Origin of the sequence: Pseudomonas sp. GD03842 (assembly GCF_029841165.1) — a bacterium.
GTDB lineage: Bacteria > Pseudomonadota > Gammaproteobacteria > Pseudomonadales > Pseudomonadaceae > Aquipseudomonas.
Window position 1 is genome coordinate 257,602 of record NZ_JAOCEA010000005.1, and the last position, 14,831, is coordinate 272,432.

Here is a 14,831-nt window from a genome sequence, read left to right on the forward strand (position 1 = left end):
GCGCAGAGCCTGTGTGGATTGTTCGACTATGCCCGGCGCTGCGCGAGGATCGTACCCTTCTTGCCTTTATGTGACAGGATGGCTTGCGGGTAAAAAACGTTACCCCGGACGGTAAAGCCCAGACGCAAATCTCCCCTGCCGCCCGCGGTGCCACTGGGGATATCCGTCGTTTTCATCCGGAGTAATCCGGTATGTCCTTTGCGATTAGGGTTGAACCTATCTAATGCCGCTCTCAGATTGTCTTTCATACCAGGACGGCCGCGAAGCCAGGCGACAATATCTGCATCCTCGAAAAAGCCGCTGGGGTCCATGGTGAAAATTTGTCCGGCTGCGCTGCTGGCGGGCGCTGGAGCGGTGATTTCGTTGTCTGAACCAAGGCTTGCGTTCGATACGGTAGAGCCTCGTTTTTGCCGGAATCGCTCTTGAACAGTTCTGAGCTCTGCACTCGTACTCGGCACCGCGGCGTCAATTGACGTGCGCGGCGTCGAATTGGCACTAGCGCTGGCAGAGGAGTCGTTGCTGAGAGTGAGCGGTGGCCTCGGTTCACGGGACGTCCTTAACTGATAGGGGTCTATTCCCAGCTTCTGGGCTTTCGACGGTATATGCCTCGCTTTAGCCAGCTCATTGTGCTGGTCAGCACTAATCGCTTGGTACAGGTTGATGGCGCCCTTACTGTCCTGTGCAATATGCAGCCAGCTCACCGGATTTTGCGTCCTCAAGTAGCGTCCATTAAGCAAATCAGCTTCATCAGAAGTAAGTGAGTAGTTGGAGGTGGCCCCCTTCACCGCCCGGTTGATATTTTGAGTCCGTTCTTCATCTCTTTGGGCGCGAGCTGCCAGATTGGCCTTAGTTTCAGCTTGGTAAGCGGTGGCGGCGCTCACGTAAAAGTCTCGCAATTGCCAGAAAATAAGCCCTGCGGATGCCAGTGTCACAAGTACAAAAATCGCAAGCTGCACTTCTTCGGGCACGTCATCTAAATCTGAACTCTGACCTCCCTGCACGTCCACCCGATTAATCGGGTTATTCCTGACCATGCAATACAGATTAAGCCCATCCACAAATCCTTCCGGATCCGAACTCACCCAGCGCATCAACCATGGCGCGTAGTACCTCAGTCCGTAGTAATACAAGCCGCTGGCATCCCGCTCTTTCCCCGAATACCGCGCCACTTTGTACTTCGCTTCGACCGCCGAGCGCGCCGCCCACCAAGCCGTTCCGCCGAAAGGGTAGTAGCCCTCGTAGCTAATAAGGTGTGCGTGGGCGTCCAATTCCAGCACGCTGGAGCCCAAGTGGTCGTCCACCGAATACCGCAATTGATCGTTTTCGATGCCGGCAGGACGTCCGCTCGACCAATGCAGACAGCGCACCGTGCATCGGCCGGCCTGGATCACGATGACTTCCAGCTGTTCGTCGTTGGCGCTGTCGCTGCGCAGTTCCAGCCCAGGGAGGTAGCGGACTTCCCGTGTGTGGGAGGCCGCTCGGGCTGCCAATGTGCCGATCTTGCGAACCCGCTGTCCGCTGCTGTCGTACACGTAGTGTTCTGCGTCGTCATCTGCGTCCTTGCGGCTGACGGGGGTGACCTTCAACAGGCGATTGCGCGTATCCCAGAGCATTTTCTGGCCGGGGAACAGGTACTGCAGGTTGCCGCTGGCGTCGAAACCGCTGGCAAAGTCCGGCGGTGCGCTGCCCTCAAACTTCACCAGCGCACGGTTACTGGTCCCATCAACCTCAAAGTCGCGGGTGTAGGGCTGGCTACCCTCATGACGCAACTGCGTCAGGTTGCCAGCCGAATCGTAACGGTAGCGCTCTGTGAAGTTGAGCCACTGGCTGCTGTCGATGGGTAGGGGCTGCATGTCTGGCAGCTGCGGGCCGCTGGAGACCTTGGCCGTCTCCCGCCCCTGGGCTTCGACCAACTGATAGAAGCTGTCATAGGTGTAGCGGTTGATCGGTTCGATGCGCTGGTTGGCAAAGTGCCGCACGGCCTGGGCCTCGTCGGTGATGCTGGTGACGTTGCCAACCGGGTCATAGCCGTAGGTCAGCAGTTGCAGCGGGTCGTTGGCTGCGCGGGTGGTTTTCAGCGTGGCCAGGCGTGCGTCTCTATCGTTGTAGAGGTATTGGCTGATCACTCCGTTGCCTGCGGTTTGCGATGTGATCTGCTCGTTGGCGTTGTACTGCACGTCACGCAACAGTAACTGAGAAGGGCTGTTCTTTAGCGTGAGCGTCACTTGTGCCAGCTGACCTGCGATGTTCAACCCCATGCTTTGCTGGTGGCCGCGTGCGTCTGTGGCGCTGATGGCGGTGCCTGTGGCGTCGAACTGCCTGCGGGTAATGGCGCCTTGACCGGGCTCCAGCAGCGCGTCACGCTCCTCCGCTGACGGCGGCCAGTCAGGCGGCTCGATCATCGTCAGCAGGCGACGCTCCTCCATGAGTGTCCCGCCCAGCAGGCCGTACTCGGTGATCGCCAGCGTGCCCGCACTATCGTCGACACGGATGAGTTGCCCGCACTGATTACGCAAAGCCGATTCACTACCGCTGCCTGCATAGGTAAACCGCTCGCAGGTCCGGCTCGGTTGCCCCGCCATCTGCTCATGGATCGCAATCGGCCTTAGATAATCGTCATATTCCGTCTGCCAGTGCGTCGCCCGCGCGTCCCACTGTTCAAGCACAACGCCAGATTCTGCAGAAAGGGAGAGGGCGGCACCTGCATCCACGCTGTGGCTGGACAGCGTGGCCCCCGACAGGCTGTACACCATGGCGAGATTGGGTTGCACATCAGGTCGGATCGAGCGCAACTCGAATAGGCGCGGATCCCACACCTCTATAACCCGCCCTTGATTGTCATGCACCTGAGCGTTGACGCAGGCCTGAGCGTCCAGGTCGATCTGCGCGCGATAGTAGGCCGTCTGCCGCACCGTCAGGCCCCGGCTGTCGAAAACCGTGAGCGAAGGTGTGTGGCGATGCATGGAGTCGGTCATGATGCCTGCATCCTGCAGTTATCAGGGCTGTGCCGGTAATCTAGCCGCGATGCCAGGCGGCGGGATACTGTCAGAAATGACAGTGCGCCCTTCAAAATACCGCTCGTAAGACTGACTGTTCCAGTCGGATTTGATCAAAATTTGTGCTATTCTCCGCGCCCGCGAATTCCCGTAGAAGAATCGCCTCTCCTGATTACGAACCCTGGTCATCGACATGCAAGCAGCCAAGCCGTTATTTGACTATCCGAAGTACTGGGCCGAATGTTTCGGACCAGCGCCTTTCCTGCCGATGAGCCGGGAAGAGATGGATCAGCTCGGCTGGGATTCCTGCGACATCATCATCGTCACCGGTGATGCGTACGTCGATCACCCCTCGTTCGGCATGGCGATCATTGGCCGATTGCTGGAATCGCAAGGCTTTCGCGTGGGAATCATTGCCCAGCCGGACTGGAAGTCCAAAGACGACTTCATGAAGCTGGGCGAGCCGAACCTGTTTTTCGGCGTTGCGGCCGGCAACATGGACTCGATGATCAACCGCTACACCGCCGACAAGAAAATCCGTTCCGATGACGCTTATACCCCAGGCGGCCTGGCGGGTAAGCGCCCTGATCGTGCGAGCCTGGTGTACAGCCAGCGATGCAAGGAAGCTTACAAAAACGTGCCAATCATCCTCGGTGGCATCGAGGCTTCGCTGCGTCGCATTGCGCATTACGACTACTGGCAAGACAAGGTTCGCAACTCGATCCTGATCGACGCCTGCGCCGACATCCTGTTGTACGGCAACGCCGAACGGGCGATCGTCGAGGTCGCCAACCGCCTGTCCTGTGGCGAAAAGATCGAAAGCATCACTGACGTACGCGGCACTGCATTCATTCGCCGCGACACGCCTGAAGGCTGGTACGAAGTCGACTCCACGCGTATCGACCGGCCGGGCAAGATCGACAAGATCATCAACCCGTACGTCAACACCCAAGACACCGCGGCCTGTGCCATCGAGCAGGAGAAGGGTGACGTTGAAGACCCGAACGAAGCCAAGGTGGTGCAGATCCTCGCCAGCCCGCGCATGACCCGTGACAAGACGGTCATCCGCCTGCCGTCGATGGAAAAGGTGCGCAACGACGCCGTACTTTACGCCCACGCGAATCGCGTGCTTCACCTGGAAACCAACCCCGGTAACGCCCGTGCATTGGTGCAGAAGCATGGTGATGTTGACGTCTGGTTCAACCCGCCGCCCATTCCGATGACCACCGAAGAAATGGACTACGTTTTCGGCATGCCCTACGCACGTATTCCTCACCCCGCGTACGGCAAGGAAAAAATCCCGGCCTACGACATGATCCGCTTCTCGGTGAACATCATGCGGGGCTGCTTCGGTGGCTGCACCTTCTGCTCGATCACCGAGCACGAAGGTCGCATCATCCAGAACCGCTCGCACGATTCGATCATTCGCGAAATCGAGGAGATTCGCGACAAGGTGCCAGGTTTCACCGGCGTCATTTCCGACCTCGGTGGCCCGACCGCGAACATGTACCGCATCGCCTGCAAGAGCCCGGAAATCGAATCCGCGTGCCGCAAGCCGTCCTGCGTGTTCCCCGGCATCTGCCCGAACCTCAACACCGATCACTCCTCGCTCATCCAGCTTTACCGCAGCGCGCGGGAGTTGCCGGGCGTGAAGAAGATTCTGATCGCTTCGGGTCTGCGGTATGACCTGGCTGTGGAATCGCCGGAGTACGTGAAGGAACTAGTGACGCATCACGTCGGCGGTTACCTGAAGATCGCCCCGGAACACACCGAGGAAGGTCCGCTCAACCAGATGATGAAGCCGGGCATCGGCACGTATGACCGCTTCAAGCGCATGTTCGAGAAGTTCTCGAAAGAGGCGGGCAAGGAGCAATACCTGATCCCTTACTTCATCGCTGCCCACCCCGGCACCACCGACGAAGACATGATGAACCTGGCGCTGTGGCTCAAGGCCAATGGCTTCCGGGCGGATCAGGTGCAGGCGTTCTACCCGTCGCCGATGGCCAGCGCCACCGCGATGTACCACTCTGGCAAGAACCCGCTGCGCAAGGTGACGTACAAGAGCGATCCGGTGACCATCGTTAAGAGTGAAGAACAACGCCGTCTGCACAAGGCGTTCTTGCGCTACCACGATCCGAAAGGTTGGCCGATGCTGCGTGAAGCGCTCGAGCGCATGGGCCGGGCCGACCTGATCGGCCCGGGCAAGCATCAGTTGATTCCGCTGCATCAGCCGGAAACCGACAGCTACCAGAGCGCCCGTCGCAAGAACTCGACGCCTGCTGGCAGCCACAAGGTCGCGAAAACCACCAAACTCCTCACCCAGCACACCGGCCTGCCGCAACGGGGCAGTGACGGCAGCAAGCCGTGGGACAAGCGTGAAGAAGCGAAGGCGGCTGCCGCTGCGCGTAATAAACAAGCAGCCAAAGATAGGGCTGATGCAGCTAAAGGCGGGAAAAACGGCGGTAAGAAAAAGCCATCGCGGCAGCCAGTGTTTCCACGCTGATTCTTGATACCGCTACAAATAAAAACGCCAGCTTACGAGCTGGCGTTTTATTTAGTGCGCTCTCCAAGAAGTTGTATTGGCACCAGAGCGTCTGGTGCATTTCTGAAGGGCGCGGGTTGATATATCAACCCGCTTGAGGGCCAGCCGGTGGCCGGGTCGAGTTCTTTTTCTTCGCACATTCTGGCGATCAGTTCTTCGCTTGGTGGGGTCGTTCAGAACAATGATGGGGCGCATGCAAGACTTCCTTGATCAGTTGGATAGGCCGAGCTTCCATGCTCTAGGTGTTACGTCCGGCAGACGCTAACACGACCCAGGGTGTCGAAAGGGGGTCCCATTTTTTTCAAGAGCGTTCTGACGGATTGCAGGGAATAAGTCCTACAAGAAAGAAAAAGTGTGTGATGGTGTCGGCGGGGGGACACGGGTTTTTCTCGCTCACCCATGACTGCCCCATTCACGCGCACCCCTTGCACCCCTTATCTAAGTTGGCGCAATTTTGGTGCTGTGCTTAGCTGCACGAGCACGCTCCACCCCGGAGGCGCATGACTTACCTGAATGGCATAAGTCTTGCGCGGTTCCGCTACCGTTCAGGCTCGCAGGAGGCACGCCGTGTCGATTCACATTGCCTTGCACCATGTCACGCATTACCGCTACGAACGTGCGGTCGAGTTGGGGCCGCAAATCGTTCGTTTGCGCCCAGCGGCCCACAGCCGCACGCGGGTGTTGTCGTATTCGCTGAAGGTGCTGCCTGAAAATCACTTCATCAACTGGCAGCAGGACCCGCAGGGCAATTACCTGGCGCGTCTTGTTTTTCCCGATAAAACCGACGAGCTGCGTATCGAGGTCGACCTGGTCGCCGAGATGGCGGTGTTCAACCCCTTCGATTTTTTCCTCGAGCCCTACGCCGAGAACATTCCTTTCGCTTATGCCAAGGAAGAGCACCACGAACTGCTGCCTTACCTGGAAAAGCTGCCGCTGACGCCAAAATTCCAGGCCTATCTGGACAGCATCGACCGCACGCCCGTGCCTGCGATCGACTTTCTGGTCAGCCTCAATCAGCGGCTGGCGAACGACATCAATTATCTGATCCGTATGGAGCCCGGCATTCAGACGCCTGAGTACACGCTGGACAGCGCGTCTGGGTCCTGCAGGGATTCGGCCTGGTTGCTGGTGCAGTTGCTGCGTCACCTGGGGCTCGCAGCACGGTTCGTGTCGGGGTACCTGATTCAGTTGAAGGCCGATGTCGAAGCGCTGGACGGGCCTTCGGGAACGGATGTCGACTTCACCGATTTGCACGCTTGGTGCGAAGTGTATTTGCCGGGTGCGGGCTGGATTGGCCTGGACGCTACGTCCGGGTTGTTTGCCGGCGAAGGGCACATTCCGCTCGCCTGCAGCCCTGACCCCTCCTCGGCAGCGCCGATCAGCGGCTTGGTGGAGCCGTGCAAAACCGAATTCAGTCACGACATGTCGGTGGAGCGCATCTGGGAGGCTCCTCGGGTCACCAAGCCGTATACCGAAGCACAGTGGCTCGAAATTCAAGCCCTGGGGCGGCAGATCGATGCCGATCTGATTGCCAACGACGTGCGCTTGACCATGGGCGGCGAACCCACGTTCGTGTCGATCGACGACCGTGATGGCAGCGAGTGGAACACGGCTGCGCTGGGGCCGAAGAAACGGGTCCTTTCGGCTGAGCTGTTTCAACGCATGCGCAGCCATTATGCGCCGCACGGTCTGGTGCATTTCGGTCAGGGCAAGTGGTATCCGGGCGAGCAGTTGCCGCGTTGGTCGCTCAATTGCTTTTGGCGCCGCGACGGTGAGCCGGTGTGGCGCAATACCGCGCTGATCGCCGATGAGAACGAAGACTACGGGGCCAATAGTGACGTGGCAGGGCACTTTCTGCGCAGTGTCGCCGAGCGGCTGAAGGTGCCTGAGCGTTATGTTTTCGCCGCCTACGAAGACAATTTCTATTACCTGTGGCGGGAGCAGGCTTTGCCGCAAAACGTCAGCCCGGAAGATTCGCGCTTGAGCGACGAACTGGAACGGGCGCGGTTGAGCAATGTGTTTTCCCAAGGGTTGGACAAGGTCATCGGTCATGTCCTGCCGTTGGCGCGTACGGCGGCTGATGATCGCTGGCAGAGCGGACGCTGGTATTTGCGCGGCGAGCACTGTCGCCTGGTGCCTGGCGACTCGCCTTTGGGGTACCGCCTGCCTCTGGCCTCGCAGCCTTGGGTCAAGGCGGCGGAGTATCCCTACATCCATCCGAACGATCCGAATCAGGACTTCGCCGAGCTGGCCGATCGCGACGAGATCGACGCTCAGCTCGATGGCCTACACCAGCACGATGATCCACAGGCCGAACGCGTGCCGGTGATTGACCAGTCGACAGACTGGCTGACCCGTACGGCCTTGAGTGCCGAAGCGCGAGGCGGTCGCTTGTACGTCTTCATGCCGCCGCTGCAGTCGCTCGAAGCGTACCTGGAACTGGTCGCGGCGATTGAGGCCACCGCTGAAGAGCTGCACTGCCCTGTGTTGCTGGAAGGTTATGAGCCCCCGAGCGATCCGCGTCTGGTTAACTTTCGCATCACCCCTGACCCGGGCGTCATCGAGGTCAACGTGCAGCCCTCGTCCAGTTGGGATGAGTTGCTCGAGCGCACCGAGTTTTTGTACGAGCAGGCCCGGCTGACCCGGCTGACCACTGAAAAATTCATGATCGACGGACGCCACACCGGTACCGGCGGGGGCAACCACTTCGTGCTCGGCGGTGCCACGCCCGGAGATTCGCCATTCCTGCGCCGGCCTGATTTGCTGCGCAGCCTGCTGAGTTACTGGCACAACCACCCCTCGTTGTCCTACTTGTTCTCCGGCCTTTTCATCGGCCCGACCTCTCAAGCGCCGCGGGTCGATGAAGCCCGCAATGACTCGCTGTACGAGCTTGAGATCGCCTTCTCGCAAATGCCACAGCCGGGTGAAGAGTGCCCGCCCTGGCTGGTTGACCGACTGTTGCGCAACCTGCTGATCGACGTGACGGGTAACACCCACCGCGCCGAGTTCTGCATCGACAAGCTGTATTCGCCGGATGGCGCAACCGGGCGCCTGGGCCTTTTGGAACTGCGTGCCTTCGAGATGCCACCCCACGCACGCATGAGCCTGGCGCAACAGTTGCTGTTGCGTGCGCTGATTGCACGGTTCTGGCAAACGCCCTATGCGCCCGCAAGGCTGGCGCGCTGGGGCACCGAGTTGCATGACCGCTTCATGCTGCCGCATTTCATCGAGCAGGATTTTGCTGATGTCATCGTTGAGCTCAACGCTGCGGGGTATCCGCTGCGTGCCGAGTGGTTCGCGGCGCATCTGGAGTTCCGCTTTCCCAAGGTGGGCGACTACGCCGTCAGTGGGATCGAGCTGGAATTGCGACAGGCGCTGGAGCCGTGGCATGTCCTGGGTGAGGAAGGGGCAGCGGGGGGCGCGGTACGCTACGTCGACTCATCGCTGGAGCGTCTGCAACTGAAGGTCAGCGGTCTGCCACCCCAGCGCTACGTGCTGACCTGCAACGGTGTGCCGGTGCCGCTGCAACCGACAGGGCGCGTCGGCGAATTCGTCGCGGGCGTGCGCTACCGCGCCTGGCAGCCGTACAACGCGCTGCAGCCCACCATTGCGGTGCATGCGCCCCTTGTATTCGACATCGTCGACACGTGGATGCAGCGCTCATTGGGCGGCTGCGAGTATCATGTCGCGCATCCAGGTGGCCGCAATTATGAAACCCTGCCGGTGAACGCCAATGAGGCCGAAAGTCGACGCTTGGCGCGGTTCTTCCGCATCGGGCACACGCCCGGCAAGCTGGCGGTACCTGCCCCGTCCATCAACGATGAAATGCCCATGACGCTGGATTTGCGTCTGCACCGATAGAGGTACGGCCCAGCCTGACAGCCTCTGTCAGGCGGTCAGGCTTGAATGGTGGCCGCAGGGAAGCGAGCCACTGAGTGTCATTCTGTCTGCGCTAATCTGATCCCTTTAGTTGTCTGCCGAGCCTTCCATGCCCGACCTGCTTGACCGATATCCGCTCTCTGCGGGTAATTATCACGAGATGCTTGACGCCAGCGGCGCTGTCCGGCCGCATTGGCTGCGCTTCTACGAGCATCTGCAACGCAGCACCCCTGCGCAGTTGATACAGCGCCAGGCATTGCTGGCCCGGCAGATTCAGGAAAACGGCGTGACCTACAACGTGTACGCCGATCCCAAAGGTGCAGACCGGCCGTGGGAGCTGGACCTGCTGCCGCATCTGATTCCGGTGGAGGAATGGCAACAGGTCGCGGCCGGCATCGCGCAGCGTGCGCGCCTGCTCAATGCAGTCCTGGCGGATCTCTATGGCCCACAGAAGCTGATCGCCGACGGCATGCTGCCTGCCGAGCTGGTGTTCGGGCACAACAATTTTCTCTGGCCTTGCCAAGGCGTCACCCCGCCTGAAAACACCTTTCTGCACGTGTATGCCGTGGACCTTGCCCGCACGCCGGATGGTCGCTGGTGGGTAACGGCAGACCGCACGCAGGCCCCGTCTGGCGCAGGTTACGCGCTGGAAAACCGCCTGATCATTTCCCGGGCCTTTCCCGAGCTGTACCGCGACCTGGAAGTGCAACATCTGTCCGGCTTTTTTCGTTCGCTGCAGGAGACCCTGGCCCGTCAGGCGCCGAGTGGCATGGAAGTCCCCTTGATCGTGCTGCTGACACCGGGACGCTTCAACGAGAGCTATTTCGAACACCTGTACCTCGCGGGCCAGTTGGGCTATCCGCTGGTGGAAGGCAGTGACCTCACCGTGCGCGATGCGACGGTCTACCTGAAAACCCTCAGTGGGCTGCGGCGGGTGCACGCCATCATGCGGCGTCTGGACGATGATTTCTGCGATCCGCTGGAGCTGCGTACCGACTCCGCACTCGGTGTGCCCGGCTTGCTGGAAGCGGTACGTCAGGGGCGTGTCGTCGTGGCCAACGCGCTGGGCAGCGGCGTTTTGGAATCCCCGGGTTTGCTGGGTTTCCTGCCCAAGATCAATCAGCACCTGTACGGCGAAGAACTGATTCTGCCGTCGATTGCAACCTGGTGGTGCGGCGAGCCTCCTGTCCTGGCCCAAGCGCTGGAAAAAATCCCGGAATTGCTGATCAAACCGGCCTTTCCGTCGCAGAGCTTCGCCCCGGTCTTCGGCCGCGACCTCAACGACGAGCAACGCCAGGCATTGGCCGCCCGCATGCAGGCCCGGCCTTATGCCTATGTTGCCCAAGAGCTGGCGCAACTGTCCCACGCACCCGTTTGGCAAGGCGAAGACGCACAATTGCAGCCGCGCGCCATTGGTATGCGCGTGTACGCCGTGGCGACCGCCGACGGCTACCGTGTATTGCCAGGCGGGCTGACCCGCGTCGCGGCCGAGGCCGACGCCGACGTGGTGTCGATGCAGCGGGGTGGGGCGAGCAAGGACACCTGGATTCTCGGCGAGCGCACATCGGGCAGTGAGCCTTGGCGCAACCGTCATTCGCTGGGCGTTCACGACTTGATACGTCGCGACCCTTATCTGCCATCGCGGGTGGTGGAAAACCTGTTCTGGTTCGGCCGTTATTGCGAGCGTTGCGACGACAGCGCACGGTTGCTGCGCATCATGCTCGCCCGTTACGTGGATGGCGATGATCCCTTGGCCCTGCAAGCGGCCGTCGAACTGGGCGAACGGTTGAATCTGGTGCCGGCGGAGGACGAAGAAGAGCCTCGGCAGTTGCACGAGCGTTTGCTCGATGCGCTGCTGGGCGAAGACTGGCCGTTCAGCCTGCGCTCCAATTTGCAGCGCCTGCAGTGGGCCGCCTCGCAGGTGCGCGGCAAGCTTTCGCGGGAAAACTGGCAGGCGCTGGTGGAGTTGCAGCGCGAAGCCGCGAACCTCGACACCGACCAGCCGGACTTTGGCGAGCTTCTGGATTTCCTCAATCGGTTGGTCATGTCCCTTGCGGCGCTGTCGGGTTTCGCGCTCGACGACATGACCCGCGATGACGGTTGGCGTTTCCTGATGATCGGTCGGCGCATCGAGCGCCTGCAGTTCCTCAGCACCAGCTTGGCCGCGTTCCTGCGCAGCGACACGGTGTTCGATCAGGATGCCCTGGACTGGTTGCTGGAACTGGGCAACAGCAGCATTACTTATCGCTCGCGTTATCTGGCATTGCCGCAGTTGATTCCCGTGCTTGACCTGCTGTTACTCGACGAGCAAAACCCGCACGCCGTGCTGTTCCAGCTCAAACTGGTGCGGCGCTCGGTCAAGCGTCTGAACGATGACTTCGGTGTGCCTCATGACAACAACCTTTCGCTGCTGACCCAGCGCCTGGCCACGTTCGATCTGGGGTGCCTCGAAAACGGGCTGTTCGGCGAGAGCAGCGTGACGGCAGCGCTTCACGGGCTGGCAGACCTGCTGCAACGTATTGGCGACGTCAGCGGGCAGGTATCGGACCGCTTGTCCCTGCGCCATTTCGCCCATGTCGATGACGTCAGCCAGCGCACGGTGTCCGTCTGATGAACAGCGCCCATTACGAAATCCTTCACGATACCCATTACAAGTACGACAGCCCCGTGTCGCTGGCGCAGCAATTGGCGCATCTCTGGCCGCGGGTCAGTCCATGGCAGCGGTGCCTCGACCAGCGTCTGGAGATCAACCCGCAGCCGACCACTCGACGCGACGAGCTGGACGTGTTCGGCAATCCGCTGACCCGGCTGGCATTCGAGCGCCCCCATGATGAGTTGCAGGTCAATGCACGGCTGCGAATCGAGGTGCTGGCGCGGCCCGCGCTGGATTTTCAGGACTCGATGCCATGGGAGCTTGCCCGCAGCACGCTGACCTACAATGCCCTGCAAATGTCGCCGGACATTCTCGATGCCTGCCGCTACCGCTTCGAGTCGCCTTATGTGCACCTCAAGCAATCGTTCGTGGAGTTCTCCACAGAGTGCTTTCCGCTTGGTCGGCCCTTGCTGCAGTGCGCACGGGCATTGATGGAGAAGATATTCGACGAGTTCACGTTCGATGGCGAAGCGACCCAAGTGGCCACACCGCTGGTGGAGGTGCTCGAACGCCGCCGCGGCGTCTGCCAGGACTTCGCCCATTTGATGCTCGCCTGCCTGCGCTCTCGTGGGTTGGCGGCACGCTACATCAGCGGTTACCTGTTGACCCAGCCGCCACCCGGCCAGCCCCGTCTGATTGGCGCCGACGCCTCCCATGCCTGGGTGTCGGTGTTCTGTCCGACCTTGGGCTGGGTGGATTTTGACCCCACCAACAATATCCAGCCTGCGCTGGAGCACATCAGCCTGGCCTGGGGGCGAGACTTTTCGGATGTCTCACCGTTGCGCGGCGTCATTCTCGGCGGCGGCCATCACGACCCGGAAGTGCGGGTGACGGTCATGCCACTGTCGGACTGACGCCCCGGCGGTAGTCGCTGTATTCCTGAATAGCACTGGCGTAATTGCCGCTGGCGCCGCATGCGTAAGCGGCGAGCAAGCTGCGGAAGAGTGCATTGAGCTGCATGATGATCATCCTGATAAATGAGTGACAAGCCGATGTTAGAGCGGCACTGTGGCGGCCGCTGCTTGATTGTCTCGATAGGCCTGATAGAGGCCCTGCAGCAGGTTTCATAATCTGTGATTGATAAATTGTGTAAAGTTAGGGCACTCTTTGTATACAAAAACCAAGAGCAACCCCATTCAGGAGACTCGTTCATGATTCGCAAGCTTGTTGCTGCATCTCTGCTGACCCTGGTCAGTGGACACCTGCTGGCCGCCGAGTGTTCGGTGACCGTGGACTCCACCGATCAAATGTCTTTCAACACCAAAGCCATCGAAATCGACAAAAGCTGCAAAGAATTCACCATCAACCTGGAGCATTCCGGCAGCCTGCCAAAGAATGTGATGGGGCATAACCTGGTGATCAGCAAGGAAGCCGACATGCAGCCCATCGCCACCGACGGCCTGAGTGCGGGGATCGACAAGCAATACCTGAAAGAAGGTGATGCGCGGGTGATTGCCCACACCAAGATCATCGGCGCGGGTGAAAAGGACTCGTTGACCCTGGATGTGTCGAAATTGGACCCTGCGCAGAAGTACGGCTTTTTCTGCTCATTCCCGGGCCACATCAGCATGATGAAGGGCTCCGTGACCCTGAAGTGATCGGGATTTCATCTGTAGGCGCGCACGTGCCACCCATGGCAAGGGCGCACCTACGGATAGAGCGATGTCCGGGCAGTTACGACGCCGTCATCTTGAAAATTCCCTGAGCGTTGCTGCTGTCGAAATTCAGGTCGAGCGTTCCGCTATCCGGATCGAGCTTGCGCTGAATGAACTCGACGAACGAGCCCGGCACTTGATGACTTCTGGCCACGCCCTCGGCGTCCAGCAGATCGCGCGCCACGGTGCAGGCTTTGTAGGCGGTCTGCATGACTCGGCCTGATGCCGACACTTCGATACTGTCTTTCATCGGGCGCTCGCGTCGCACCTGCTCCTGCACCGTGGCTTCCAGATTCTCGACCCTGTCGGTCAAGTGATTGAAGCTGTTGCCCTCGGTGGAAATCCACGCCATTTCCGCACTTTCACTGAGCAACTGGCGATAGTCGGCTTCTTGCACTGCACCATGCTGGCGGCCGAAGGCGCGATACAGATTCGGCAGCAGACGCATCGCTTCCGCCAGGCTGCAATGACGGGTCAGGCGCAGCCGCTCGAGCGTGCTCAGGTCTTCGTTGCCCAGTGGGTCCCGGCTCGACCCAACCACGCGGCTGACGGCGTTTTGAAATGCCTCGCTCAGCCGGCCTGGGTGCAGCTCGGAGACGAAGAACTGCGCGATGTCTTCCGGCAGATCCATCTGGCGATAACCCCACCCCGTCATGTTCAGCTTGGTCAGCGGATAGGTGCGCACGTCAGTAAAGCCCAGCGGCTCGAGCAGCCGGGAAAACGCCAGGCGTCCCCTGGGCAGTTCGCCGTTTCGCGCCCAATCCACGGTGCGAATCGCGCCGTGGTCGAAAATCACCTTACGGCCACTCTGGAATTGCTCATCGACATAACGCAGGCCGTCTGGCACCGCGTCGACGAGCTTATGAAACAGGCACAGGTTGAGTGCTTCTGCCAGCCAGACGCGATGGACCGAGTCTGCCGACCAGGAAAAGCGCTGCAGCGCCTGCGGGACTTCGACACGGCTTTCCAGCCACTGTGCAGCGGGCTGGCCAACGGTGGAAGCGACGAGGGAAAAGAGGCCTTGGAATGGGGTCATGGATAGCGGCTCTGAGCGAGAAAGTCAGAGGGCTATCTAAGCCCCGTTCACGGGGAGGGACAAGCGAAAA

8 protein-coding genes are annotated in these 14,831 nt (G+C 60.3%); 5 read left to right on the plus strand and 3 right to left on the minus strand.

Translation table 11 applies throughout. The features are described 5' to 3' along the window. Positions 1–26 precede the first annotated feature (26 nt). Positions 27–2,975, minus strand: a complete 2,949-nt coding sequence (locus tag N5D61_RS09765) for an RHS repeat-associated core domain-containing protein (protein WP_279892316.1) — start codon at positions 2,973–2,975, stop codon at positions 27–29. 214 nt (positions 2,976–3,189) lie between these two features. On the opposite strand from N5D61_RS09765, the gene N5D61_RS09770 reads away from it, so the two are divergent. The 4 genes from N5D61_RS09770 (at position 3,190) to N5D61_RS09785 (ending at position 12,924) form a co-directional block, all read left to right on the plus strand. After that, complete coding sequence (locus N5D61_RS09770; protein ID WP_279892317.1) at positions 3,190–5,499, plus strand: YgiQ family radical SAM protein; 2,310 nt, start codon at positions 3,190–3,192, stop codon at positions 5,497–5,499. Between the two features lie 606 nt (positions 5,500–6,105). Then, entirely contained in the window at positions 6,106–9,399 is a 3,294-nt protein-coding gene (locus N5D61_RS09775; protein ID WP_279892318.1) for a transglutaminase family protein, read from the plus strand. Between the two features lie 127 nt (positions 9,400–9,526). Continuing rightward, positions 9,527–12,028 carry a circularly permuted type 2 ATP-grasp protein gene (locus tag N5D61_RS09780; protein ID WP_279892319.1) on the plus strand — a complete coding sequence of 834 codons (2,502 nt, stop codon included), beginning with the start codon at positions 9,527–9,529 and terminating at the stop codon, positions 12,026–12,028. Next, positions 12,028–12,924 (plus strand): transglutaminase family protein, encoded by an 897-nt coding sequence (locus N5D61_RS09785; protein ID WP_108239452.1) that lies wholly within the window; start codon positions 12,028–12,030, stop codon positions 12,922–12,924. The genes N5D61_RS09780 and N5D61_RS09785 overlap by 1 nt, the downstream gene beginning before the upstream one ends. Here N5D61_RS09785 and N5D61_RS09790 read toward each other — a convergent pair. After that, a complete protein-coding gene (locus N5D61_RS09790; RefSeq protein ID WP_279892320.1) occupies positions 12,905–13,030 on the minus strand; it encodes a hypothetical protein in 126 nt (41 codons plus the stop codon). The two genes, N5D61_RS09785 and N5D61_RS09790, sit on opposite strands and share 20 nt — an antisense overlap. 191 nt (positions 13,031–13,221) lie before the next feature. Between N5D61_RS09790 and azu the strand changes: the two genes are divergently transcribed. Beyond that, positions 13,222–13,668: an azurin gene (gene azu, locus N5D61_RS09795; protein WP_279892321.1), complete on the plus strand. Its 447-nt coding sequence runs from the start codon at positions 13,222–13,224 to the stop codon at positions 13,666–13,668. A 76-nt stretch (positions 13,669–13,744) separates the two neighbouring features. Here the strand turns inward: azu and N5D61_RS09800 are convergent, their stop codons facing one another. Further along, positions 13,745–14,761 (minus strand): DUF1338 family protein, encoded by a 1,017-nt coding sequence (locus tag N5D61_RS09800; protein WP_108239454.1) that lies wholly within the window; start codon positions 14,759–14,761, stop codon positions 13,745–13,747. Positions 14,762–14,831 lie beyond the last annotated feature (70 nt).

Excerpts from the sequence above, each read along its gene's own strand:
- N5D61_RS09765 (WP_279892316.1), bottom strand. The coding sequence starts at position 2,975 with ATGACCGACTCCATGCATCGCCACACACCTTCGCTCACGGTTTTCGAC.
- N5D61_RS09770 (WP_279892317.1), top strand. The coding sequence starts at position 3,190 with ATGCAAGCAGCCAAGCCGTTATTTGACTATCCGAAGTACTGGGCCGAA.
- N5D61_RS09780 (WP_279892319.1), top strand. The coding sequence starts at position 9,527 with ATGCCCGACCTGCTTGACCGATATCCGCTCTCTGCGGGTAATTATCAC.
- N5D61_RS09785 (WP_108239452.1), top strand. The coding sequence starts at position 12,028 with ATGAACAGCGCCCATTACGAAATCCTTCACGATACCCATTACAAGTAC.
- N5D61_RS09790 (WP_279892320.1), bottom strand. The coding sequence starts at position 13,030 with ATGCAGCTCAATGCACTCTTCCGCAGCTTGCTCGCCGCTTACGCATGC.
- azu (WP_279892321.1), top strand. The coding sequence starts at position 13,222 with ATGATTCGCAAGCTTGTTGCTGCATCTCTGCTGACCCTGGTCAGTGGA.
- N5D61_RS09800 (WP_108239454.1), bottom strand. The coding sequence starts at position 14,761 with ATGACCCCATTCCAAGGCCTCTTTTCCCTCGTCGCTTCCACCGTTGGC.